This is a genomic window from Geomicrobium sp. JCM 19055 (assembly GCF_000698185.1).
Taxonomy (GTDB): domain Bacteria; phylum Bacillota; class Bacilli; order Bacillales; family Marinococcaceae; genus Geomicrobium_A; species Geomicrobium_A sediminis.
On the sequence record NZ_BAXL01000017.1, the window covers coordinates 81,916 to 106,263 of the forward strand.

18 protein-coding genes, 8 pseudogenes and 1 riboswitch are annotated in these 24,348 nt (G+C 42.4%); of the genes and pseudogenes, 20 read left to right on the plus strand and 6 right to left on the minus strand.

The window, feature by feature from the left end; genetic code table 11:
- Positions 1-30 precede the first annotated feature (30 nt).
- The 11 genes and pseudogenes from JCM19055_RS15390 to JCM19055_RS25690 all read left to right on the plus strand — a co-directional run bounded on the left by JCM19055_RS15390 (position 31) and on the right by JCM19055_RS25690 (position 9,399).
- A complete protein-coding gene (locus JCM19055_RS15390; RefSeq protein WP_081833752.1) occupies positions 31-768 on the plus strand; it encodes an ATP-binding cassette domain-containing protein in 738 nt (245 codons plus the stop codon).
- Positions 769-870: 102 nt separating this feature from the next.
- Positions 871-1,675, plus strand: a pseudogene (locus JCM19055_RS15395) (ABC transporter ATP-binding protein).
- Positions 1,672-2,904 (plus strand): ABC transporter permease, encoded by a 1,233-nt coding sequence (locus tag JCM19055_RS15400; protein ID WP_042360345.1) that lies wholly within the window; start codon positions 1,672-1,674, stop codon positions 2,902-2,904. Before JCM19055_RS15395 ends, JCM19055_RS15400 begins: the two are co-directional and overlap by 4 nt.
- Positions 2,905-3,017: 113 nt before the next feature.
- Positions 3,018-3,212, plus strand: a complete 195-nt coding sequence (locus JCM19055_RS15405) for a hypothetical protein (protein WP_152549922.1) — start codon at positions 3,018-3,020, stop codon at positions 3,210-3,212.
- Positions 3,213-3,529: 317 nt separating this feature from the next.
- Positions 3,530-3,934, plus strand: coding sequence for an aminotransferase class I/II-fold pyridoxal phosphate-dependent enzyme (locus JCM19055_RS24300; RefSeq protein ID WP_052366416.1), 405 nt, complete (start codon positions 3,530-3,532; stop codon positions 3,932-3,934).
- Positions 3,855-4,703 (plus strand): MalY/PatB family protein, encoded by an 849-nt coding sequence (locus tag JCM19055_RS24305; RefSeq protein WP_152549923.1) that lies wholly within the window; start codon positions 3,855-3,857, stop codon positions 4,701-4,703. The genes JCM19055_RS24300 and JCM19055_RS24305 overlap by 80 nt, the downstream gene beginning before the upstream one ends.
- A 161-nt stretch (positions 4,704-4,864) precedes the next feature.
- Complete coding sequence (locus tag JCM19055_RS27520; protein WP_042360347.1) at positions 4,865-5,083, plus strand: hypothetical protein; 219 nt, start codon at positions 4,865-4,867, stop codon at positions 5,081-5,083.
- A complete protein-coding gene (locus JCM19055_RS15420; protein ID WP_193745173.1) occupies positions 5,031-5,519 on the plus strand; it encodes a YwpF family protein in 489 nt (162 codons plus the stop codon). The genes JCM19055_RS27520 and JCM19055_RS15420 overlap by 53 nt, the downstream gene beginning before the upstream one ends.
- Before the next feature lie 68 nt (positions 5,520-5,587).
- Positions 5,588-6,051: pseudogene (gene ytkD / locus JCM19055_RS15425) on the plus strand (RNA deprotection pyrophosphohydrolase).
- 279 nt (positions 6,052-6,330) lie between these two features.
- A pseudogene (locus JCM19055_RS15430) lies at positions 6,331-7,692 on the plus strand (MDR family MFS transporter).
- Positions 7,693-7,943: 251 nt separating this feature from the next.
- A pseudogene (locus tag JCM19055_RS25690) lies at positions 7,944-9,399 on the plus strand (IS1182 family transposase).
- Positions 9,400-9,541: 142 nt separating this feature from the next.
- Here the strand turns inward: JCM19055_RS25690 and JCM19055_RS15445 are convergent.
- The 4 genes and pseudogenes from JCM19055_RS15445 to pckA all read right to left on the minus strand — a co-directional run bounded on the left by JCM19055_RS15445 (position 9,542) and on the right by pckA (position 13,886).
- Positions 9,542-10,282, minus strand: a complete 741-nt coding sequence (locus tag JCM19055_RS15445) for an ABC transporter permease (RefSeq protein ID WP_265182234.1) — start codon at positions 10,280-10,282, stop codon at positions 9,542-9,544.
- Positions 10,283-10,332: 50 nt separating this feature from the next.
- Positions 10,333-11,105: pseudogene (locus JCM19055_RS15450) on the minus strand (ABC transporter ATP-binding protein).
- A gap of 74 nt (positions 11,106-11,179) precedes the next feature.
- Complete coding sequence (locus tag JCM19055_RS15455) at positions 11,180-12,052, minus strand: ABC transporter substrate-binding protein (protein ID WP_370543175.1); 873 nt, start codon at positions 12,050-12,052, stop codon at positions 11,180-11,182.
- A 244-nt stretch (positions 12,053-12,296) separates the two neighbouring features.
- Positions 12,297-13,886, minus strand: a complete 1,590-nt coding sequence (pckA, locus tag JCM19055_RS15460; RefSeq protein ID WP_042360349.1) for a phosphoenolpyruvate carboxykinase (ATP) — start codon at positions 13,884-13,886, stop codon at positions 12,297-12,299.
- Between the two features lie 177 nt (positions 13,887-14,063).
- Here pckA and JCM19055_RS15465 point away from each other — a divergent pair, with 177 nt between their 5' ends.
- From JCM19055_RS15465 to JCM19055_RS15495, 7 genes are all read left to right on the plus strand, one after another.
- A complete protein-coding gene (locus JCM19055_RS15465) occupies positions 14,064-14,426 on the plus strand; it encodes a DCC1-like thiol-disulfide oxidoreductase family protein (RefSeq protein WP_042360350.1) in 363 nt (120 codons plus the stop codon).
- 88 nt (positions 14,427-14,514) lie between these two features.
- Positions 14,515-14,626: riboswitch (SAM riboswitch) on the plus strand.
- Positions 14,627-14,798: 172 nt separating this feature from the next.
- On the plus strand, positions 14,799-16,070 hold the full coding sequence (metK, locus tag JCM19055_RS15470) for a methionine adenosyltransferase (protein WP_042360351.1): 1,272 nt from the start codon (positions 14,799-14,801) through the stop codon (positions 16,068-16,070).
- A gap of 111 nt (positions 16,071-16,181) precedes the next feature.
- Positions 16,182-17,132 (plus strand): ABC transporter ATP-binding protein, encoded by a 951-nt coding sequence (locus tag JCM19055_RS15475; protein ID WP_042360352.1) that lies wholly within the window; start codon positions 16,182-16,184, stop codon positions 17,130-17,132.
- Complete coding sequence (locus JCM19055_RS15480) at positions 17,129-17,860, plus strand: ABC transporter permease (RefSeq protein ID WP_042360353.1); 732 nt, start codon at positions 17,129-17,131, stop codon at positions 17,858-17,860. Before JCM19055_RS15475 ends, JCM19055_RS15480 begins: the two co-directional genes overlap by 4 nt.
- Positions 17,857-18,546 (plus strand): ABC transporter permease, encoded by a 690-nt coding sequence (locus tag JCM19055_RS15485; RefSeq protein ID WP_042360354.1) that lies wholly within the window; start codon positions 17,857-17,859, stop codon positions 18,544-18,546. The genes JCM19055_RS15480 and JCM19055_RS15485 overlap by 4 nt, the downstream gene beginning before the upstream one ends.
- A 74-nt stretch (positions 18,547-18,620) precedes the next feature.
- Positions 18,621-19,676, plus strand: a complete 1,056-nt coding sequence (locus tag JCM19055_RS15490) for a sensor histidine kinase (protein ID WP_042360355.1) — start codon at positions 18,621-18,623, stop codon at positions 19,674-19,676.
- Positions 19,673-20,290: a response regulator transcription factor gene (locus JCM19055_RS15495; protein WP_042360356.1), complete on the plus strand. Its 618-nt coding sequence runs from the start codon at positions 19,673-19,675 to the stop codon at positions 20,288-20,290. The genes JCM19055_RS15490 and JCM19055_RS15495 overlap by 4 nt, the downstream gene beginning before the upstream one ends.
- Positions 20,291-20,511: 221 nt before the next feature.
- Here the strand turns inward: JCM19055_RS15495 and JCM19055_RS15500 are convergent.
- Together JCM19055_RS15500 and JCM19055_RS15505 are read right to left on the minus strand one after the other, a co-directional pair.
- Positions 20,512-21,743 (minus strand): annotated as a pseudogene (locus tag JCM19055_RS15500) (aminopeptidase).
- The gene (locus JCM19055_RS15505) at positions 21,740-22,273 is read right to left on the minus strand and encodes a gamma carbonic anhydrase family protein (protein ID WP_042360357.1); all 534 of its coding nucleotides are present in this window, start codon (positions 22,271-22,273) and stop codon (positions 21,740-21,742) included. Before JCM19055_RS15505 ends, JCM19055_RS15500 begins: the two are co-directional and overlap by 4 nt.
- A gap of 168 nt (positions 22,274-22,441) precedes the next feature.
- Between JCM19055_RS15505 and JCM19055_RS15510 the strand changes: the two are divergent.
- Positions 22,442-23,226: pseudogene (locus tag JCM19055_RS15510) on the plus strand (alpha/beta fold hydrolase).
- Between the two features lie 136 nt (positions 23,227-23,362).
- Positions 23,363-24,301, plus strand: a pseudogene (locus JCM19055_RS15515) (tetraprenyl-beta-curcumene synthase family protein).
- Positions 24,302-24,348: the final 47 nt, after the last annotated feature.

Here is a 24,348-nt window from a genome sequence, read left to right on the forward strand (position 1 = left end):
CATAGGAAACAATGGTGTAGGAAAACAACGTTGTTTGAGGCAATGTCAGGGGATTACCCTGGTAAAGGGTCTGTGACGATCAATGGTCATCCGGTGTCGTCATTAAAAGGAAAAGAGCAGTTCTCGTATATCCCACAAACGGTGACAGAGTTAGAAACGTTCACATTAAGAATTCTTCATAACTTGCACAAGACACATGACTCTATGTGGCGCGAAGATCGATTTCAAGCGCTCATTAAGCAATTCAATCTACCGATGAATAAACACCTACAACGAATGTCCATTGGTATGAAACAAAAATCAATGCTAGCATTGCAATTGTCGAGAGATACTCCACTGCTCATGTTAGATGAACCGTACACAGGTCTTGATATGGAAGGACAACAGATCCTTGACCGTCTATTACTTCAACATATGGAAGCAAGTGACGATCATGCGATTGTGCTTGCAACACATATTGCAGATGAGGTCCAACGTCTCGCTGATTATATTTCTATTTTACAGGACGGAACGTTAAGTGGACGTGTGGAAAAAGATGAACTTCAACGACGTTGGCAACGCATTTGGATTGAAGAACGTGTACAAGGCATTAGTCAAGCACCAGGAGTTGTATCTGTTAGTAGCACACGCACACAAGAAATTATCACTCAAGATGCAGAAGCAACAAAAGCTTGGCTCACAGAACGAGGTGTTATGATTATTAAAAGTCAAAGTCTAAAGTTACATGAATCGATTCCGCACATATTAAAAACTGGGGTGAGCGCATGAATGAAGTCGTCGTAGACATAAAAAAACGTCAAAAAAAGCTTTCGTACGAAAAAGGCAGTAAACGATTTATCGCTATCTGTCAGCCGAGGCAAAATAACAGGGATTCTTGGTCCAAACGGAGCAGGTAAGTCGACGATGATTCGGATGTTGATGGGAATTATGATTCCTGATGAAGGTGAAGTGATCTATCATCTTGAAAGTAATGAGAAAATTCCACGCTCGCGTATCGGTTTTTTTACCTGAAGAGCGTGGGTTGTATAAGAATGAAAAAGTAATGGACGTTATTCTTTATTTGGCCGATCTCAAAGATTATGACAAAGAGAAAGCCAAACAACGGGCGCTTGATTTACTCGTTCGCTTCGGTTTAGAAGGTCATGAGAAGTCGAAGATTGAAGAGCTTTCTAAAGGAATGGCTCAAAAGGTTCAGTTCATCGGTGCAATTATTCATGAGCCAGAATTTTTGATTTTAGATGAGCCATTTTCAGGGTTAGACCCGGTAAGCCAAGACGTATTCAAAGAGGAAATTCAAGCATTAGCTGACAACGGTACAGCGATCTTATTATCTGCACACCAAATGAACATCGTTGAACGGTTATGTGATGAAATTTTCCTCATTCATAAAGGCGAGAAGGTTGTTTATGATACGGTTAACAACATCAAAGAGCAATTCTCCAATTATAAATGTGTGTTAGTAAATACAGACACTACGTATCCATTTAATGAAGATGAGCGAGTGGAGAGAGTTGAAGTCGAAGGGAATCAGACGACGATTCACTTCCATCAAGATGTTCATCCGTTATCGTATATCCGTAGCTTTCCAGATGATTTACACTGGGATGAACTTCATATTGATCGGAAATCATTGCACGATATCTTTGTCTCCATTGCGAAAGGAGAAGGTTCATGAGAAACAAAAAACTAAAAGTCGCCAAATGGGAAATCAAGCGTAACTTGCAAAACAAAACATTTATTATCTCGACTTTCGTGACACCAGCAATCTTTCTATTTTTCCTTTTTATAGGGTCACTTGTAGGTGGGAATGACGAACCAGATATGACTGAGATGGGTGAGGGCTCTTCAGCCGATCATGAAATTCCAGTCTATGTTACAGGAGACGAAGAAGCTGTTCAGTCTTTCCAAGATATTGCTTTAGCTGAGGCTGAGGTTGCTCATTATGAATTATTTGACGGTCCTGTCTCAGAACTTGAAGAACGCGCGGCAGTAGAAGCGATTGCATACGTACATATTGAAGACCCAACGAATGCAACCCTTGTCGTTTCAGAAGAATACACAAGTCCTACGATGGTGATTCGAACTGAAGTTGAACAGTTATTACAAAGCACTCAACTTGAACAAGTGGGAGTCGAGCAAGCAGAACGTGAACTCGTTCTATCTACCTCAGTTCCTGTTCAAACGATCAGTAGCAGTGGTGATGGGAATGAATGGTTAGAAGATATCATTCCTGCAGCGTTTGCTGGGATCGTTTTATTAAGCATTATTATGACCGGTATGATGACATTAAACAGCTCAATGCAAGAGAAGAAAGACAAAATGGCGGAAACATTACTCTCCTCCGTCAGTGCTAATCAATTAATGCAAGGAAAGATTTTAGGGTACTTTGTCGTTGGGATGGCCCAAGTCGCCGTCTGGTTATTGCTTGTCATTCCGTTCGCTGAAATCTTTAGCGACTTTACGATTATTGAACACTTGTTTACGCCAATCACGTTATTGTATCTGCTGTATGCCGTCCTCGGTTATCTGCTGTTTGCATCCATGTATGTCGCACTAGGAGCTACGATGGAAGACGCAAGTACAGCGAGCAACTTAACAGGGATGATGATGATGTTGCCATTTTTACCATTTGCACTCGTATGGGTGTTCATATCTGATCCAAATGGCATTGTCTCAATCGTTGCAAGTTACTTCCCGTTCAGTGCGTCTGCTGCGATGATCGTTCGAATTGTCATGCTTGATGAACTGCCAGTCTTAGAAATTGTCATTTCATTACTCGTGTTAGTCGTCTTCGTATGGCTAATGATGAACGCGGCGGGTAAGGTCTACCGCACGGCAATGCTCATGTCCGGTAAGAATGTGACCCCTGGTGAAATCATTCGAATGATTCGCCACAAAGATTAAATGATAAGAAAACGAGGAGTAACTTCCTCGTCAGGCTGTTGAGAAACCTAAACGGACCAAAAGTGTACTAGTAAATGAGTAAGCGGCTTCTGTGGCTACGCTTGCCGCGGGCGTTGCTCAGCTATCGTGCTTCGCACGATGATCTTCGGCTAACGAATAAAGGAAGTTCAACAGCCATTGCTTATAGCAATGGTGTCGAACCAACCTGCTTTGCAGCCGCCGCAGGCGTCTTCGCCACGACAGCCGCTATTATTCGGCATATTGAGTTTACAAAAGCAAAAGTAAAAAGTATAACTTCAATACTTTAAAATCTACAAGTTCAATAACTCTCTACTTCATTTATATAAGAACAGCACTTTTTCGACAATCTGACGAGGAGTAACTTCCTCGTTTTTTTCTATTGTAAAAGGATTGAGCAGGGAGCCCTAAAATCTTCATCTTAAACTCGTTTATGATGGGGGTTTTGACCCTGTTTTAAGAGAAAATCAGTGAAATCCCTACATTGGTGACCTTCACCGACTTAATTTTCTATGTTGACGGTTGACGACTACTAAATTCTCATCTTTGCTGAATCAATAAAGGTACAGTACAATGTAGGAAAGTAGGACAAGGAGCTGACAACACGTTGAACTTTGATGAGATTATTGATCGTAAACAAACGAACTCGATGAAATGGGACGCGCTCAAAGAGCGATATAAATCCGATGACTTATGGCCGATGTGGGTCGCTGATATGGACTTTAAAGTTCCAGAAGTCGTGCAAAAGGCTTTACACAATGTAACTGAACACGGCGTATTTGGTTATCATTTTCCTCCAGCTTCTTTACGAGAAGCGATTGTTGAATGGATGGACAAGCGGTTTGAGTGGACCATCCATCAAGAGGATATTACTTTTACGCCAGGTGTCGTGCCTGCAATTCATCAACTTATAAGTGTTCTGACAGAAGAAGGTGACGGAATTATCGTCCAGCCACCTGTCTATTATCCGTTTTTTTGCGCTCGTCAACACGAACCGTCGCACATTACTTGAGAACGAACTAGTTGAGCGTAATGGCACGTATGAGATTGACTTTGATGATCTTGAAGAGAAGATGAAATCAGGCGCGAAGATGCTCATTCTTTGTAACCCTCATAACCCGGGTGGAAGAATGTGGAACAAAGAAGAATTAACGAAAATTGCTGTTCTAGCAAAACAATATGACGTAATCATTGTGTCAGATGAAATTCATAGTGATATTACGTTCCGAGGGAACCATGTACCGTTTGCTTCATTAGAAGCAGTTGCCGATCTTCAAGTCGCAACGTGTATGGCACCGAGTAAAACGTTTAATTTAGCAGCATTGCAATTGTCTTATGTCATCTCCAATCAACGTGAACTTCAACAGAAGCTAGAACTTAGTATGCGCCAGAACTTCACTGGAATTGGCAATCCATACTCTTCAGCAGCAGCTGAAGCGGCTTACCGTGAAGGAGAGCCGTGGCTTACGAATATGTTAGCGTACGTTCGGGACAATATTGATTACGCAGAAAAGCGACTACAAGAAGAAATGCCAAAGATTGACTTTGTTGATCCAGATGCAACGTATTTACTATGGATGGACTTTAGGCAATTAGGTATGGATGACCAAGCGTTACAGCAATGGTTGAGAGAAGAAGCGAGACTCGCATTGAACGATGGGCATACGTTTGGAAAACCGGGTTCTGGATTCGCACGAATGAACCTTGCTTGCCCGAGAAGCCATGTCGAAGAAGGGTTAAATCGCTTGAAACAAGCGTATGACCGTCTACAACAACCTTAGTAATCCTACAAAAGGTTATAAAAAAAAGGAAATCTAGCATGTTTATCGAAATAGCTCAATAGACTATAGAGGAAGAGCGAATTGATTTGTTATAACGAGAACATGTGAATATGAGGATAAATGGGACTTGCATAGAATTCGGTAAAAGGGGACGATTCTACATGAATGCTCAAAAGTTTGTTCCAACACTGTCCGAAGAGTTTGAAGTCGAATTAAAGCGAGCACTCACTGGAGAAGAAGTACAATTTTTGCAATGGCTTGACCAAACACGAGCAATAAAAGAACGAGCTCATCATGATGACCAATTCAGTAACGGAAGTGATAAATGTGAAGACATTTCGTCTCAAAGGTTTACGACTATTATTAGAAAAAGACGTTGAACCTGAGGAAGAACGGATTAACATGAGAGAAGGACTTGTCATTAACCGCGAAGAGGAAGGTTGGTGGCTCGTTGAAGCTGTTGTAGATGAGACGGCAAAAACGTTGTTTGAAGACTTATTGAACAATGAAACGGACGTCATGATGGAAGTTATCATTTCACATGAAAATAATGACCCTGCAACGATGGTTGGTCGTGTTCGCTCTACTCGCCCGTTAGAAAATGGGTTTGCCATTTTAATTGATAGTAAGATGGCGATGAAGAAAGAAGATGTGTTTAACTACATTTTAGATTCACTCATCGCTGATGGTTATACAGGAGATCAGTTAATCGAAGAATTTCGCAATCGAAAAGCGGATAACGCGAGTTGGTCACAACAAATGGCGCGCTCGTTATACGAACAGTACCGAGAAAAAGGTTCGCCACTTAGCCGTTAACAGAGTAGGTCGAAGTCATTATGACTCGACCTATTTCTCATTAAATATTAAGAAAAGGGACAATCAACATGTATGACTTCCAAGATTACTATGATAACGCTGTGAAGCTATCTTTTGAGCGGGAGCCTTTCTCAATTGAACCAAAACACGTTTGGGTGATTTGTAAGTTCAAAGATCAATGGCTCTTAACGAAGCATTCAGACCGAGGACTAGAGTTTCCAGGTGGAAAAGTCGAAGACGGTGAACTGCCTGAAATGGCTGCTGTACGTGAAGTATGGGAAGAGACAGGGGCTCGTATTCACAACTTGGAATATGTTGGGCAATATGAAGTAAAGGGAAAAACAGAAACCGTCATTAAAAACATTTATTTCGCAGAAGTTGCGACAATCGAGAAAAAAAAGCCACCTATTTAGAAACCGATGGTCCAGTCTTAAAGCAGCAACTCCCCGATACGATCCGAACGGATCGTTCGTATAGTTTTATCATGAAAGATGATGTACTCCGATATTGCTTACGCAGATTAGACCAGTAAACGTAACGATGTTTGCTGGTTTTCTTCTGTTCAAATTCCGATTATGTATAAGGCTAGTCATATAAAAGCGTCCAATCTTCAAAACAAGTGACGTAGTAAAAAGCAAATAATTCGATTGCCGAAATACTAAAAGAGGCGTATAATTTTCAATTAGTCTCACATCATTTCGGATTTTCAGCGAGGAGCTTTACTATGGAGAAGACGGAACCTTATAGTCGTGTTCTCATTGCATCGTTGTTAATTGCGGGTTCTTTTATTGCGGTGCTTAACCAAACGTTGATGATTACAGCCATTCCACCAATTATGAACGAGATGGATATTACAGCGAATACCGCACAGTGGTTAACGACGATTTTTATGTTAGTAAATGGGATTATGATTCCGATTACTGCTTTTCTAATTGAGAAGTTTACGACAAGGCAATTATTTTTGACAGCGATGATTGTATTTATGTTCGGTACACTTATAGGGGGACTAGCGACGAGTTTTCCTTCGTTAATGACTGCAAGGGTGATCCAATCCATCGGTGCAGGGGTTATGCTGCCGCTCATGCAGACGGTTTTTTTTACTTATTTTCCCTATTGAAAAAAGGGGAGCAGCAATGGGGTATATCGGCCTTGTGATTTCCTTTGCGCCGGCAATTGGTCCGACCGTTTCAGGTGGGTAACTTCGAATTATGAATGGCGCTTTTTATTCTGGGGCGTGTTGCCACTGACGATCATTATGCTCGTGATGGCGTATTTTACGATGCGTAATGTGACGGAGAAAAAAGACAGAAAAGTGGACCCCATTTCAATTCTCTTATCAACAGTCGGGTTCGGTGGGCTTTTATACGGTTTCACGAGTGCAGGTAATAACGGTTGGAGTAGCCCAATTACGATCGTCGTGTTACTCGTTGGGGTTGTCACGTTACTTTTCTTCGTGTTGCGCCAACTGCGAATGGAACATCCGATGCTAGAACTGCGCGTACTCAAACTACGTATTTTTACGATTACCTCCATCATCTGTGCAATTGGGTTTTTAGGGCTAATTGGATTAGAGACGATTATTCCACTGTATTTACAAAATATGCGTGGATTTACAGCGATGGAAGCAGGTCTTGTCATCTTACCAGGGGCACTTATTTCAGGTTTTCTAGCGCCGATTACAGGTCGGATTTTCGACAGGATTGGTGCAAGGGCACTTGCGATCCCAGGACTAATACTTATGTCTATATCGACCGCAATGTTAATGTTTATTGATACGACAACCTCTCTCACGTTCATTGCGACGATGTTTGCGATTCGGATGTTTGGGTTTTCGATGGTGATGATGCCAGTTAATACAGCGGGTCTAAATCAATTACCACCTAAGTTAATCCCGCACGGGGCAGCAGTAACGAATACGATTCGACAGATGACAGCGTCGATTGGTACGGCGTTAATCGTAACGATGATGACAACAACGGCGGCTGTAACTGAGGAACAGCCGATGGTTACTTCCATACCACCTGATATTCTCGGTGCGATTGTTGCCATTGGTTTCGTTACACTTCTCACGGTTATTTCATTTTTGCTCGTTTTCCAAGTCAAACATACGTATCCGATGACGAACGAACAATGGGATGAATTAGAACGAAAGAAAAAGGTCGGCACTTTCTAAGAGGGCACTGAAAAAGTCTCTACGAAAGAATGGACACTCGAATTTAATCGAGCGTCCGTTCTTTTTTTGATAAACTTAGACTAAAGCCATGATTTCCACTGCAGGCGGATGCTTGCCGCGGAGGAGCGGCCGAGCCTCCTCAGCTTCGCCATTCGGGTCTCGACTCGCCCCTTTTTCCGCAGGCGTCACCGCCTTCCGTTCCAATCAAAGAAGTCCGTTAAAATAACTAACCCAAGAAAGCGGTGTTCGTCATGATTCAACGTCATCAGTCCCCTCAACTTAGTGCATATGCGGACCTTTACGATGTCGTCGTTCCCTCTGACCATAAATTAAGAAAAATGAATGATCTCATTGATTTTTCGTTCATATATGAGGAACTAGAATCGACGTATAGCTTGAATTATGGGCGTTCCGCCATTGACCCCATTCGAATGTTTAAATACTTACTGTTAAAAAGTATCTATCCGTTGTCTGACGTTGACCTTGTCGAGCGATCGAAATACGACATGTCGTTTAAGTACTTTCTAGGGATGGCACCGGAGGAAACGGTCATTAATCCAAGCTCCTTGACGAAGTTTCGAAAGATGCGGCTGAAAGATGTGAACCTGCTGGATGTATTAATCGCAAAAACGGTAGAAATTGCGTTAGACAAGGGAATCATTCAAAGCAAAACGATGATTGTCGACGCCACGCATACGAAATCACGCTACAACCAACAACGACCCGAAGACATTCTTCGTGAGCGCTCAAAGCAGCTCCGGAAAGTCGTCTATTCGATTGACGAAACCCTGAAAACAAGTTTTCCAACCAAGCCTGAAAAAAAGCGACCTTCAAGAAGAAATCCAGTATAGCAAAGCGCTTATGGAGGTCATCGAAGCGAACGAAACGCTTCAAGCTTATCCAAAAATCACCGAACCGTTGAACCTATTGCGTGAAACCGTCGAAGATGACCTTGACCGCCTCCAATCCATGAACGATCGGGATGCACGGGTTGGACACAAAACTGCGGATTCGTCATTCTTTGGGTATAAAACTCATCTTGCGATGAGTGAGGAACGCATCATTACGGCTGCGGTCGTAAGCACCGGTGAGAAAAGTGATGGGACTACCTTCAAACGTTAATCGAGAAAAGTAAAGAGGCAGGTATGGCGGTCGAAACCGTGATTGGGGGATGCGGCGTATTCCGGAAAAGACAACATTGCTTATACAACCAAAGAAGAAATCGAATTGATCGCTAAGCTAAACCCAGCCGTATCCCAAGGAACTCGAGCTAAAGAAGATGAATTTAGCTTTAATAAAGATGCAGGACTGTATGTGTGCAATGCCGGGCACTTAGCCATTCGAAAAGCCAAGCAAGGGAAGAAACATCAAAGCCAAAATCAAGCCATGACCTATTATTTTGATATCGAGAAATGCCAAAGATGCCCGTTCCAAGAAGGTTGCTATAAAGCAGGGGCGAAAAGCAAAACCTATTCGGAAACCATTAAATCCGCTGAGCATACCGCGCAGATGGCGTTTCAAGAAACGGAATCGTTCAAAACACGAGCTCGTGAGCGTTACAAAATTGAAGCTAAGAACAGCGAACTCAAGCACCGACACGGGTATGAAACCGCCTCATCCTCGGGTCTTTTAAGTATGGAGCTGCAGGGTGCGATGGCGATATTCACGGTGAACATCAAACGAATTATCAAGGTAATGGAGAAATAGACTCCCCATAGACACTGAAATCATAAAAACGGATGTCCAATCCCCTTATTTATGAAAATTAGGCATCCGTTTTTTAGTTACTTGGGTCTTTTTTTGAAGCAAACCTCTGTTTTTCAGTGTCCTCCTTTCTAAGTGCGACCTTTTATTGTTTTCGTTGTTTTGTCATCTGTTTTTCGAGAAGTGCGACCCCTTGATACATTAATGTGGCAAGTATGGCGACAACGACTAAGCTTAACATGACCATATTAAAGTTAAAGACTTGGAATCCGTAAATAATCATATAACCGAGACCTTGATTGGAAACGAGGTACTCCCCAACGATCACACCGACCCAAGCGAGACCAACGTTAACTTTTAATGCTGAGAGAATGGCAGGGTAGGACGCTGGAAAAATCACGTAGCGAAAACGTTGCGTTTTTGATGCACCAAACGTATCAACCACTTTGACTAAGTTCGCATCAGTTTCCTTAAATGCGCTATAGATGACAAGGGTTGTAACGATAATTGAAATAAGAACACCCATAGCGATGACTGAGCTCATGTTTGGACCAAAGCTTACGATGAGGATCGGACCAAGAGCAACCTTAGGCATGGCATTTAAGATAACAAGGTAAGGGTCTAACACGCGAGAGAGAAAGGGTGACCACCAAAGCATAGCAGCGATTAACACACCGCCAATCGTACCGATGAGGAATCCCATAATCGTTTCGAACAATGTGACACCCGTATGGGTGAGAAGTGCTCCACTTTGCATCATCGAAACAAAAACGGAATACACACTCGAAGGTGAACTAAATAACAGTGGATCAATCCAATACATCCGACTCGCAATTTCCCAAAGTGCAAAAAACGCAATCAAAATGGCAAGTTGGGTAAGCCGAATTTGCCAACGCTCTCGTTTTTTTCATTCGTAAGTGCTTTGTGAACTGTGAATTAACTTGTTGATTCAAGGGACTCTAACTCCTTCCAGATCCTCTGAAACCATGTTTGATACGTCGGATGATTTCTCGCTTGTAGAGGTTTTAACTCACGTAATTCATCTGGAATTGTAAAAATTTCTTGTACGAAGGAAGGTCGATGTCCGAGCAAGACGACCCGGTCGCTCATGGCAATGGCTTCTCCGATATCATGGGTAACGAGTACGGTCGTTTTCTTTTGAGCTTTTAACGTATCGTGAATGAGGTCTTCTAATTTCAGTTTTGTTTGAAAGTCTAGAGCGGAAAAGGGTTCATCTAATAGCAGAAGAGAAGGTTTCGTAGCTAATGTTCGAACGAGTGCGACTCGTTGGCGCATCCCCCTGACAGTTCATGAGGCATGTCATCGACCCGATCTAAAAGCCCCATTTGCTCTAACAAGTCAAGGGCATACTCTTTATTTTCAACTGTCTTCATTTTTGTTACATCAAGACCAATCGTCATGTTTTTTCCGATGGTAAGCCACGGGAACAAATAATCTTGCTGCAACATGTAGCCGATCTCTGCGGAAGGTTCTGTCACACTTGAACCGCTTAATTCAATCTGGCCACTTGATGGTGAGGTTAAGCCAGCGATCATTGAAAGAACGGTCGTCTTGCCACAACCACTTGGCCCAATGATCGATACAAATTCACCTTTTTCTACTTGAAAGCTAATCTCGCGGATTGCCTCAACGACATGTTCTTGTGTGAAAAAGTGTTTTTTTACGTGACGTAGATTTAGCAGTGCCATTCGGTACCTCCTTTGTTTTTATCGGTACTCATCGTAAAGGGCTTCTGAGAACGCTCAGAAGCCCCCGTTTATCATTAACGTTGAAGCGCTTGATCTGTAATGGTTGTATTTACGAGGTCTTCGTAATCAAAACGTGCAGGTAATTCGCCTGAAGCTTCCATAATATCTTGCAAGTGATCCCAGCCATCTTCATCAATATACGGATCGATTGCGTAGGAATCTTGGTCGCGGTAGCGATCGACGACTTGCGCAATTAAATCGTCAGGTGTTTCTTCAAAGTAAGGCTCGATGGAAGAGGCAATGACTTGACTATCTTCCTCTTGCACAAATTGTTGTGCTTTGTATAGTGCACGATTAAACTTTACGAGCGCTTCCTCGTTATTCTCAACGGTACTCTCTTTCGTAATAAACCCTGTATACGGTAAGATGCCGGACTCTTCACCAAATGAAGCGACAACATGACCGACACCTTCGCGTTCAAATTCACTTGCAGTAGGCTCAAATAATTGAACAAAGTCGCCCGTACCAGCTGCAAATGCTGCAGCGATGTTTGCATAGTCGACACTTTGGTCCAACACGACATCTTCCTCTACGTCAATGCCGTTTGAGGCAAGCGCAAATTCCCCAGCCATTTGCGGCATTCCCCCGGCACGTTGACCTAAATATGTCGTCCCTTTTAAATCTTCCCAACTAAAGTCGTCAATCGGCTCACGTGAGACGAGAAACGTTCCGTCAGTTTGAGTTAAGGCTGCAAAGTTTACGACTGAATCCATCGGGTTTTGTGCATGCACGTAAATCGACGTTTCAGCACCTACGAGGGCAATATCCGCACTGTCTGCTAGGAGTGCAGTCATCGTTTTATCTCCACCCCAAGTCGTCGTAATGTCGACGTCTAGCCCTTCCTCTTCAAAAAAATCCTTCTTCCACCGCAACGTAAAGCGGTGCATAAAAAAATCGAACGTGTAACTTCTGCTACTTCTAACGTTTCTACTGATTGATCATCCCCACAAGCTGAAAGTACTAATGAACCACTAAGTACAGACAGCAAAGCGAATTTCCCCGCACGTTTCATGTACATTCGTCCCCTCTACTTCCATAGATGCAATATCTTATGCGATCGCCTGTATAGAGGTGTGTAAAACAAAAAAAGAACTCCCAATGAATTATTGGAAGTTCTTATACATGTGTAATTTATTTAAAGGTAGGTCCAGCGTTACGAATTTCATCAGAAACGTGAGAGAAACGTTCAAAGTTCTCTTTGAACTTCTTCGCAAGCTGTGAAGCTTTCTCGTCGTAGGCTTTAGGATCGTCCCAAGTTGACCTCGGCTGAAGCACTTCATCAGGAACGCCTGGTACACGCTTTGGAATATGAAGACCAAAGATCGGGTCTTGATTCGTTTGAACGTTCGTCAATTCACCTTCAAGTGCCGCTTGCACCATTGCACGCGTGTAATTCAATGGAATACGATCACTTGAACCGTAACCACCTGCATTCCAACCCGTATTGACGAGGAATACATTCACTTCATGTTGGTCAATCTTCTCACCGAGCATCTCTGCATAAACCGATGCATGTCTTGGTAGGAACGGTGCACCAAAGCAGCTTGAGAACGTTGCTTCAGGTTCTGTAACACCACGCTCAGTTCCTGCTAGCTTGCTCGTATACCCACTTAAGAAGTGGTACATTGCTTGTTCTTTTGTTAGACGGCTGATTGGTGGCAATACACCAAATGCATCAGCAGTTAAGAAAATAATTGTATTCGGATGACCGGCAACACCTTGAGGGAGTACATTTTGGATGTGCTCAAGTGGATAAGCTGCACGTGTGTTCTCCGTGTAGTAACCATCATCATAATCTGGTTTACGACTCTCTTCATCAACAACGACATTCTCGAGCACTGCGCCAAAGCGAATGGCATCGTAAATGTCTGGTTCTTTTTCTTTAGAAAGGTTAATGGTTTTAGCGTAGCAACCACCTTCAATGTTAAATACACCGTTATCAGACCAACCGTGCTCATCGTCACCGATTAGAAAACGCGTACGATCTGCAGAAAGTGTTGTTTTCCCTGTTCCAGAAAGACCGAAGAAAAGTGCAACATCGCCTTCTTTGCCTGTGTTAGCAGAACAGTGCATCGGTAAAACGTTTTGAGCAGGTAACAAGTAGTTCATAATAGAGAAGATGGACTTCTTCATTTCGCCGGCATACTCAGTACCACCAATTAATACGATTCGCTCTTCAAACGAAATATGAACAAATGCTTCAGAACGTGTGCCGTCCACTTCAGGATCCGCTTTAAATCCTGGTGCTGAGACAATTGTAAATCCGTTCTCTTCTTCAGCAGGGCGTTCATTCTCCTCAGGACGAATGAATAATTGACGTGCAAAAAGGTTGTGCCAAGCAAATTCATTTACAACGCGAAGAGAAAGACGATAGTCGGTGTCTTTGCCTGCGTATCCATTAGTAACAAAAAGTGCATCCTGTTGACCTAAATAGTGAAGCACTTTACGATATAGTTTAGAGAATACATCTTTATCAACCGCAGCGTTTACGACACCCCAATCAATGGAATCGTGTACAGACGGTTCATCAACGATGAATTTATCTTTAGGTGATCGACCTGTGTACAAACCTGTAGTGGCTGCAAATGCGCCAGATTTTGTTAGTACACCTTCGCCTCGTGAGAGTGCTCTTTCCACTAATCTCGATTCAGGAAGATCAGTTTCAATGTGATCTCCATTCAGTAAGTGTTGCAGTGCAGACTCAAAAGATACGGTACTCATAGTAGCAAAACTCCTTCTCACAATAATCACGGAACGAAAGTGTTGAATTGATTTGAAATTAGTATAACACATTTTGATTTATAGTCTATACTATTTTTCGATTTCACAAAGGTGTCATGTTTAACGTGGATTTTATAAAAAAGGTGTGATCAACTATGGACTCATGTGTCGTCTTTTATGATCAACAATGTACGATTTGTCAAAAAAACAAAGCGTGTGATCCAAACCTACGACCAGTTTAACCATGTTAAATGGGTGGATCTGCATGAACCTGAGTTAGAACAACAATATCCGTTTGTTCAATCGACTGATTTAACGAAAGAAATGCATGTTTTAATCAATTCGACGTACGTGTATCGTGGTTTTGATGGCGTTATTAGGCTACTGGAAGAACACGCATTATTAAAGTACCCGATGCGCATCATAAACATGAGACCATTTAACGTGATTGGCAAAGGATTATATAGGAAGATTGCCGAAAATCGGCCAATCATTGGGCAACATTGCAATCATGATCAATGCAAAATCGACATTTCTTAGTCAATAGAACAGAAAATTCTACGATTTGATTAATTCACTTGTCGAGATTTGCAATTCTTCGCGTTTGCCGTTATATTTACTTGGTAGGCTTTTATCAGGAGAAGGTGGAGGGACAGGCCCTGTGAAACCCAGCAACCATCTGTAGTCATGCAGATAAGGTGCCAACCTGGCAAAACATCATCTGTTTTGCAAGATAAGAGGCGAAAGGTGAAAGGTAATGCCCCTTCCCTCATCGGTGAAGGGCTTTTTTTTCATGAAATCATACGATACAACTCGCCCTTATATTCTTTATGGTCCTTGCCATAAAGGGAAATGAAGTGTTTTGAGTCGATACACGCACTCTAGGGCACTTCAAACATATAAAGTAATACAGTGTTTCATAAGGAGGAGAATCATGGAAGCAAATGGGCGTCGCTTTTTACGTCAGAATCTGTAACAGAAGGCCATCCAGACAAGATTTGTGATCAAGTGTCTGATGCAATCTTAGATGAAATTTTACGACATGATCCAAACGCAAGGGTGGCATGTGAAACAGTAGCCAACACCGGAATGATCTTAGTAACTGGTGAAATTACAACAACGACATACGTCGATATTCAAAAGATCGTTCGTGAAACGTTAACTGAAATCGGGTACACGAGAGCGAAGTATGGCTTAGATGCTGAAACGTGCTCAATCCTTACCGCGATTGATGAGCAATCTCCTGATATTGCTCAAGGTGTTAACGCAGCACTCGAAGCTCGCGAAGGCGCAATGACCGACAAAGAAATTGAAGAGATCGGTGCTGGCGATCAAGGGTTAATGTTTGGTTATGCGGACAATGAAACGAAAGAATATATGCCTATGCCAATTTCATTGTCACATCGACTTGCTCGTCAATTAGCAAAGGTCCGTAAAGACGGCACATTAGATTACTTACGACCTGATGGTAAAACGCAAGTGACAATTGAGTATGATGAAGATGACAAACCAGTACGAATCGATACGATTGTTATCTCAACACAGCATCATCCAGAAGCAACACTTGAGCAAATTGAGCGTGACTTGCAAAAGCATGTGATTGAACCGATTGTCCCAGAAAAGTGGGTCGACGAAAAAACGAAGTTCTTTATTAATCCGACAGGACGCTTCGTGATTGGTGGACCTCAAGGAGATGCAGGTTTAACTGGACGAAAGATTATTGTTGATACGTACGGCGGATTTGCTCGTCACGGTGGAGGCGCGTTCTCTGGAAAGGATCCAACAAAAGTTGACCGTTCGGGTTCCTATGCCGCACGCTACGTTGCGAAGAACCTCGTAGCCGCTGGACTTGCAGAGAAATGTGAAGTTCAATTGGCTTATGCGATTGGGGTTGCAAAGCCTGTCTCCATTTCGATTAACACGTTTGGTACGGGTAAAGTAAGTGAAAGTGAATTGCTTACGCTCGTTGAAAGTCATTTTGACTTGCGACCTGCAGGCATTATTAAAATGCTCGACTTACGTACTCCGATTTACAAACAAACCGCAGCTTACGGACATTTTGGCCGTACAGATGTTGATTTACCATGGGAACGTACGGATAAAGCAGACCAACTCAAAAAAAGCAGCAAACATCTAGACGATGTAAAAGCTTGTCATTATGACAAGGCTTTTTTTGTTGTGTAGTATAGGTTTTCCTTATAAGCCGCTATGACATTCATCTAATGACAGATGTCACTACTTATTGATGTAAGAACGTTACATACTAAAGGTAATCTAATTGGGATGGTGAAACAAATGACAATTGCATCAATCAAAGGCATCGTGAAGCGGTATAAAGATCAAATTGCTCTTGATTATGTTGATTTAGATATTCATGAAGGGGAAATTCTCGGTTTGCTCGGACCGAACGGTGCAGGGAAAACGACGCTCATTCAATGTTTAATGGGGATTATTCCTTTTGATAAAGGCGTGATTCAACTATTCGGGGAAGAGGGAGCGGTATTTCACCATGAAAATAAAAAGAAAATGGGTCTCGTTACGCAAGAGATTACCGTATTTGAGGAATTAACGGCGAAAGAAAACTTAGAGTTTTTTGCAGGCGTATACGGTTTGAAGGGTGAAGAGAAGAAGCAACGGGTCAAAGAAGCGCTTGAGTTCGTTGGACTATCGTCAAAGGCAAAGCAATCGCCAAATAAATTCTCAGGTGGGATGAAGCGAAGATTGAACATTGCTTGTGCTCTTACCCATCGTCCGAAGCTTCTAATTATGGATGAGCCAACCGTTGGCATTGATCCGCAATCAAGAAATCATATTCTAGACGCGGTCAGAAAGCTAAAAGAACAAGGCACGACCATCTTGTACACGACGCATTATATGGAAGAGGTTCAATCGATTGCTACACGGGTTGTCATCGTTGATCAAGGACAGGTGATTTCAGAAGGTACGGTGGATGAATTAATTAAAAACATTCAGCATGAAGAGAAAATCTTCATTGATGTAAACGATGTGTCAACGATACCAATCGAGCGTTTACGAGGCTTGGAAGGTGTTAAGCAAGTACAAGTGAGCGGATCAGTCGTGCAAATCATTTCAAATGCGGGTGCAGGTAACCTTGATCGGGCACTCTCAATCGTGAAAGAAACGAGTGGTGTCGTCGGAATTCAAGCAGAAAAGCCAAATTTAGAAGACGTTTTTCTAACACTTACAGGCAAACAACTTCGTGATGGAGAGGATGATCCTTCATGAAAGAACTAGCTACGATTCGGTTCATTGGAATTAGAATGAGTCGTGATTTTATTACGATGCTTTTGTTGCTAGTCGTTCCGATCATTTTAATTACGGTCTTTTCAATTATTCTAGGAGAAGCGGAAGGGCTTACTGGTACACCGATTAGAGATGAAACCGTTGTCCTTTTAGTTCTCGGATTTCAACTGTTCGGCGGTGCGATCACCATGAATTACGTTCATCAAGACCTCTTTGCGGAAAGAAAGGATCGCTTGCTTTCATTACCGATGAATACGAGGTTATATGGATTTACGATAATGCTCGCAGGCATCGTTTACTCGATTGTGTTAGGGGTTATATTAATCGCTTATACGGCCTTGATCTTTGATGTGAACTGGGGTAATTTCATGTGGGCATTACTCGTCATTACGCTCATGTCGTCTTTATCCAGCATCATTTGTCTCGTATTCACTTTTTCAGTAAACAACTTTAAAATTGCCGAGCGGTTAAGTGAGGTGTACGGTGTAGGGATGATTTTACTGGCAGGGATGTTCTTTCCGATGCCAGACAATGCTTTGATCAACACGTTCAATGATTATGTGAACCCGCTTATGCTAGCGTATTCGTCCATTGATCAAGTGAGGGATGGAGGGCTTTCTGACGGCTATGTGTATGCAGTACTGCTTAGTGTGCTCATTATCATTGCTTTTGGATTGTTACTTCTGACCGGACGGAGGCGTATGCCATGACAATATTTCGGTTTGCACTCAAACGAATACTACGTGATAAAACGAACGTATTGTTTCTGTCACTATTTCCAATCGCTGCGATTTTTCTACCTTTAGCGCAAGAAGGTTGGCCACTGCTTCCGCTCGGTTATCAATATTTTGGTGTTCTACTACTTTTTGTTAGCATTCGCCTTACGAGTATTATGATTGAAGATCGTCAAAAAGGGGTTGTTAAACGACTTGCCGCAGCGCCAATTTCACACTTTAACTACTTGTGGCAAAACTTGCTCGCATTTTCGGTTATTATGGTGATCCAAACTGTCATCGTCATCATAGGTGGGCATGTGTACGGTCATGAATTATATGAGCCATGGAACTTGGCGATTCTTTATATTGTCTTTACGTTTACATCCATTTCAATTAGTCTCGCTTGGAACTCATTATATAGAAGTAAAGAATCATCATTTCTAATATTTATGGCAGTGATCGTCTTGATAGCATTGCTCGGGGGAATTCTTTTTCCTGTGGAGATGATGCCTGAAGCTTTTCAAAGAATTGCTGTGATTTTTCCAACGTATTGGCTCTCAGAAGGTATAGAATGGATTGTCTTAGGTGAAGATCGTGGAGATTTCTTGTTCATTAATGGTGTTTTGCTGTTATATGCATTGTTCTTTTTAATCATAGGAAGCATACGAAGAATTAGTTAGAGGTTTGCGTGTTGCCCTTCAGCTCTTGAGCGGAGGGTTTTTAACACTTATAGTAAATTTAAAGAGGTGATCATATGGTGAGTGTATGGCGATTTATGAACATTGTGTTTTTAATTGCACTATGGATGTACCAAGATCCCCCCCTTGTTAGTTTCTTATTTGTAATTTCCCTCGCCATCATTGTCTGCTTACGGTGGCGTTTTCGTCTACCGAGTTGGACGATCATCATTGACCTACTCTTATGCTTTCTATTTATTCCGCTTTGGAGTAGTAGTGCATATGGTTTAGCATTACCTGTATATGAAATGATGTCTCGTCAAAAATATCGCTTCCTCATTATTGTGATTTTACTTCTTGCAATGTTTGAGCTTTATTCAATCGTTTTATTATGGTTACTTTTCCAAGCAGGTGTTTTTGGTGTGTGGGACGCAAGTTCGAGTAAACAACGTGAACGATACATAACTGAAGCGGACCGGGAACGTCACGCCCGCCATGCCCTCGAAAACGTGAAAGAAGAGTTGTTGCAGTCTAGTCGCAAAGCGGCCCAACTAGCAGAAGTGTCAGAACGCAATCGGATTGCGCGAGATCTTCATGATCACGTTGGTCATGATCTAACTGGAGCAAACCTTGCTTTAGAAGCTTACGAGCAATTAGAAGGAAAAGAAGCAGAAGTGATGTTAAATGAAGTGAAGCTTCGTGTAGCTCGTAGTACAGCAATGCTTCGTGACACGGTCCATGATATGACGCCAGTTACCAGAATCGGTGTTGATGTGCTCGAGCATATTGCCAAAGAATTTATTCACACACCAGTTTCTTTTCAACGTTCAGGAGATATGCAGCTTGTTCCCGTTCATTATTGGGGACTATTAGAACCTTGTTTAAAAGAAGCGTTAACAAACGTGGCAAGGCACAGTGACGCAACTGAAGTAAACGTTAATCTTGATGTAACGATGTATTTAGTGAGGTTAAGCATACAAGACAATGGGACTGGATCAAAGCATCTAGGAGAAGGTAGCGGCATTCGGAACTTAAAAGTCCGTGCCCGAGCGAATGGTGGCAGCGTAACCGTTAATGCTGTGAACGGTTATCAAGTTGTATGTGTATTACCACTTGAGGAGGATGGAAGATGAAGTTAGTTATCGTTGACGACGATCCCCTCGTCAGGCAAAGCTTAACATTGTTATTAGAAAAGGAAACAGACTTTACGGTTATAGGTGTAGCTGCAAATGGTGAGGAGGCTCTGCGTCTTTGCGAGACGCACCAACCTGATGTCATTCTTATGGATATTCGCATGCCTGTGATGGATGGAATTGAATGCACAAAACGAGTGAGTGAAACGTGGCCACAAATTCGAATTATGATGCTAACAACGTTTAAGGATGAGCAGAACATTCGTCTTGCGCTAAACGCAGGGGCAAAAGGATACGTCTTAAAATCTTCCTCCATTGATGATATGGCACAACAGATTCGTACGCTTGCAGCAGGAAGTTCAGTTCTCGATGCGGATGTGCTAAAGGAAATTGTGAGTCCAACCGAACAGTATCAGCTCGTTGATCAATTAACCAAAAGAGAAAATGACATTGTCGAAGCGATTGCAAAAGGACTGTCTAATCAAGAGATTGCTAATGCGCTCTTTTTAAGTGTTGGTACGGTGAGAAATACACTATCGGTAATCTTAGATAAACTAGAATTAAGAGACCGCACCCAGCTTGCGATTTTTTATTGGAAACAAGTGCGAAAGTAAAATGAGCAACATCTCTGGAGCGGTTTAATAAAACGAGCCAACGCTACACCCCGTAGGTGTTTTTGGCATTTCACACGCCCGAAATCACAGCAAAAACGTTTGTATGTTTATTTGATACTGAATTGATCAGAATCATCACATACACGACTGGACTGTTCAAATGTCCAACATAGAGAAGAAAACCCTGGTTCTCTGAACCAGGGTTTTCTCGATGATCTGTATTAGATTGCCCATTCTCCGTTACGGAACACCGCTTCGCGAGTGCATCTGCATGGATCCCATCAATGTCCATATCAGCAGCGCCCATCATAAAATCTACGTGAGTGATGCTTTGGTTAATGCCATTTGCTTCGAGTTCTTCTTTGTTCATTTCTTTGCCACCTTCAATGTTAAAGGCGTATGCACTACCGATGGCTAAGTGGTTTGAAGCATTCTCGTCAAAAAGCGTGTTATAAAAGATTAAATCCATATCAGAAATTGGCGAACGGTGAGGAACTAGGGCTACTTCACCAATGTATTTTGAACCTTCATCGCCTTCTAAAATGCCCTTTAATGTTGCTTCACCTTGAGCGGCTTTGAAGTCGACAATCTTGCCGTCTTTAAACGTTAAAGTAAAGTCGGTAATTAATGTGCCACCGTAGTTGAGTGGCTTTGTACTCGTGACGGTACCGTTCACTCCGTGTTTCTTAGCAGCAGTAAACACTTCTTCAGTCGGGATGTTGGCAACAAAATCTACGCCTGCTTTACTTGTACTTCCGCCTGACGCCCAGATGTGTGTTTCTGGTAGTTCAATCGTTAAGTCAGTGCCGTTTGCTTTATAGTGTAGGGCGTGGAATTTCTTGTTGTTAAGCTTTTCGCGTTTTTCATCAAGTACGGCTAGGTGATTTTGCCAAGCTTCAACTACATCGTCTTCATGCATGCGTGTCGCTTGGAAGATGTCATTCCAAAGCTTTGAAACCGCTTGTTCATCACTTTCGTTCGGGTACACTTTCTTTGCCCATGCTGCCGATGGAACAGCAACAATCGACCAACTTACTTTGTCTGACTGAATGTAGCTTCTAAACGTTTCATTCGCTTGTCCACCTGCTTTTTGTTGCATGGCAACATGTTCAGGGTTGGCTTCTTTTAATAAGTCGGGATTGCCACCAGTGATTGAAAGAAATGCAGCGTCTTCTTTTGCTGCTTCAACAAGTGGGTCAGCTTTCCATTGTGGATAGGTTTTGAACGCTTCTTCGTCCGCATATTGGAATTTAAGACGAGTTGCTTCTTCATCATTCCATTCGATATGCACGTTGTGTGAGCCAAGTTCGTAAGCGCGCTTTGTGAGAGCGTGAACAAATGGAGCAGCATACGTGGGTGTTCTGACGTAAAGCGTTTGTCCTTGTTGTAAATTCACACCTACTTTAAGAGCTAAATCTGCGTAGTTTTCAAGGTTTTGTTGGAATTCGGTCATGATTCATCGCTCCTTTGTTGTTGTTGCTGTTTGTATATCTTTCCCCGTTCAACATATTCATCCCTAATCCGTGAGAGTTCGCGTTGATCTTCTTCAGTTAACTCACGTACGACGCGGGCAGGGCTTCCTAGTGCAAGTGTGCGTGGAGGGATTTTCGTTCCAGGAGTTACGAGAGCTCCAGCGCCAATGAACGCCTCTTCTCCAATTTCAGCACCATCAAGAACAGTCGCTTTCATACCGATGAGCGCGTTTTTTTTGATCGTACAGCCGTGTAACATCGCTTGGTGTCCTACCGATACATCATCTTCAATGATTACCGGGTTTCCCGGACTTTGATGAATCATTGATTGATCTTGGATGTTTACTCGTTTGCCGATGATTGTTCGATCAACATCTCCTCGGATCACGGTGTGGTACCACAATGTTGACTCCTCACCAATAACGACGTCTCCAGTGACGATCGCACCTTCAGCTAGAAAAACGGTTGAATCAATCGTTGGATGTATGTCTTTATAAGGGTAAACGCTCATAGGTGTAAAACTCCTTTCAATTCATTTCCAGTGTACCAAAAAAGCCCAATAAGAACGAAACTTTTAGTTGGATCTGCGTGATTATCCCACAATAGATGAAAAAAATAGCGACATATGGTGTAATAGAAGAATAAATGTTGGCAATGACGACATAGGAGTGAATGAAACATGCGGATTTGGGAAGCAGAACAAGCGATCGGTGTTTTTGTCATTGTACACGGAGCTGGAGAACATTATGGTCGTTATACGTGGCTAATAGAGCGATTAAATCGCGAACATTTCCATGTGATTGCAGGTGACCTTCCAGGGTTTGGGAGAACGCGAGGAAAACGAGGCATATTGATCATTTTGAGCAATACATTGACGCGGTTCACCATTGGTATAAAGAAGCGGTAACGTATGAATTGCCGGTCTTTTTATTTGGTCATAGTATGGGAGGCTTATCAGTCATTCGCACGATGATGGAGAAACAATTACCGGTTCGAGGTGTTGTATTATCGTCGCCGTGTCTCGCACTGTACGATCCTCCGAATAAAGCATTAACAGCGGTGGCAAAAGGGATTCATCGAATCGTTCCGACGTTTAGTGTGAAAAGCGGAATTAAAACCGATCACGCAACGAGGAATGAAGACGTGCGATCTGATTTTCATAAAGATGAACTTTTCGTACATACGGTATCGGTACGTTGGTATCAAGAGATGCAAAAAGCGATGAAGACAAGTTTGGATCATGCATATGAATTTCCAAATGTATCGCTATTGCTTTTGCAAGCTGGAGAAGATTACCTAGTTGAAAAGACCGCTTCACATGAATGGTTTAATCGACTGCGAATTGAAGACCGTTCCATGAGGGAATGGCGTGGCTTGTATCATGAGCTATTTAATGAACCAGAACGTGAAGACGTGTTTCGCTTTATGTTGTATTTTATGTGGCAACGATTGGGAAGACTTTAATTGAGAAGTATTTAGGAGGAAGTTATGAATTTTCAGGTGCCAAAAAAAGCCGTGGACGATTCTTATGCGTACTTACAAAGAGACGATTCCAGAAGTTCATCGTCAACTTGAACATTGGAAAACGTACGCAACAAATATGCCAGACCAACAACTGAGTAAACAAGCGGTTTGGACGATTGATGATAAAGATTTTCACTGTGAAGGTGGCAGTGTGCTTGCGATGCTTGCAGGAGGGAACAAAGAAGCGTTTATTCGATTCCTTTGTGCGTATCAAACGATCTGTGATTATTTAGATACCCTTTGTGATAAAAGTGAATCACAAGACCCAGAAGACTTTCGCGCATTGCATGATGCACTATTAGATGGACTAACGCCTGGTGCAGAGCTAAAAGATTACTACCGTGTGCGTGGTGGTTATGACGATGGTGGGTATTTACACGAACTCGTAAAAACGTGTCAGGAAACGGTTCAGACGTTCCCGGGATTTGTGGAAATGCAAGAAGACATGAAAGAAGTTGCTCAGTATTACGTTGACTTCCAAGTGTACAAGCATGTGCCTGAACATGAGCGTGAAGGCTATTAAAGGCATTTTTTTGAAGAGCATAAAGACAAATTCCCTGAGCTTCGTTGGTATGAATTTTCAACGGCGGTCGCTTCTACGTTAGCGCTATACTGCTTAGCGGCATACGCTGCAGCATTACCTCGTACGAAGGAAGAGTCAAAGCAAATTAAAGAAGGTTACTTCCCGTGGATGCAAGGTGTCCACATTATGCTTGATTATTTCATCGATCAAGAAGAAGACTTCCAAGAACAAGAAATGAACTTTGCGGCGTACTATGAGAGCGAAGATGAAATGGTGGAACGCTTCCATTTCTTAGATCAAAAAGCTGAAGAGAACTTACGTGGTCTGCCGGATGAAGAATTTCATCGCATGATTAAGCGTGGGTTATACGCCATCTATTTATCGGACGGTAAAGTACAAGGTAATATGGAAATGAAGCATGCAGCAAAGCGGTTAATTCAACTTGGTGGAATGCCGACGAAGATTTTTTTATTACAACAGCTGGATTTTTAGAAGTCGTAAAGATCGAGTGAAGTCATAGAACACAAAAGGCGATTGAG

Coding starts and splice junctions, on each gene's coding strand:
- JCM19055_RS15495 (WP_042360356.1), top strand. CDS start 19,673: ATGAAGTTAGTTATCGTTGACGACGATCCCCTCGTCAGGCAAAGCTTA.
- pckA (WP_042360349.1), bottom strand. CDS start 13,886: ATGAGTACCGTATCTTTTGAGTCTGCACTGCAACACTTACTGAATGGA.
- JCM19055_RS15485 (WP_042360354.1), top strand. CDS start 17,857: ATGACAATATTTCGGTTTGCACTCAAACGAATACTACGTGATAAAACG.
- JCM19055_RS15455 (WP_370543175.1), bottom strand. CDS start 12,052: ATGCACCGCTTTACGTTGCGGTGGAAGAAGGATTTTTTTGAAGAGGAA.
- JCM19055_RS15475 (WP_042360352.1), top strand. CDS start 16,182: ATGACAATTGCATCAATCAAAGGCATCGTGAAGCGGTATAAAGATCAA.
- JCM19055_RS15480 (WP_042360353.1), top strand. CDS start 17,129: ATGAAAGAACTAGCTACGATTCGGTTCATTGGAATTAGAATGAGTCGT.
- JCM19055_RS27520 (WP_042360347.1), top strand. CDS start 4,865: ATGAATGCTCAAAAGTTTGTTCCAACACTGTCCGAAGAGTTTGAAGTC.
- JCM19055_RS15490 (WP_042360355.1), top strand. CDS start 18,621: ATGGTGAGTGTATGGCGATTTATGAACATTGTGTTTTTAATTGCACTA.
- JCM19055_RS15400 (WP_042360345.1), top strand. CDS start 1,672: ATGAGAAACAAAAAACTAAAAGTCGCCAAATGGGAAATCAAGCGTAAC.
- JCM19055_RS15505 (WP_042360357.1), bottom strand. CDS start 22,273: ATGAGCGTTTACCCTTATAAAGACATACATCCAACGATTGATTCAACC.
- JCM19055_RS15465 (WP_042360350.1), top strand. CDS start 14,064: ATGATCAACAATGTACGATTTGTCAAAAAAACAAAGCGTGTGATCCAA.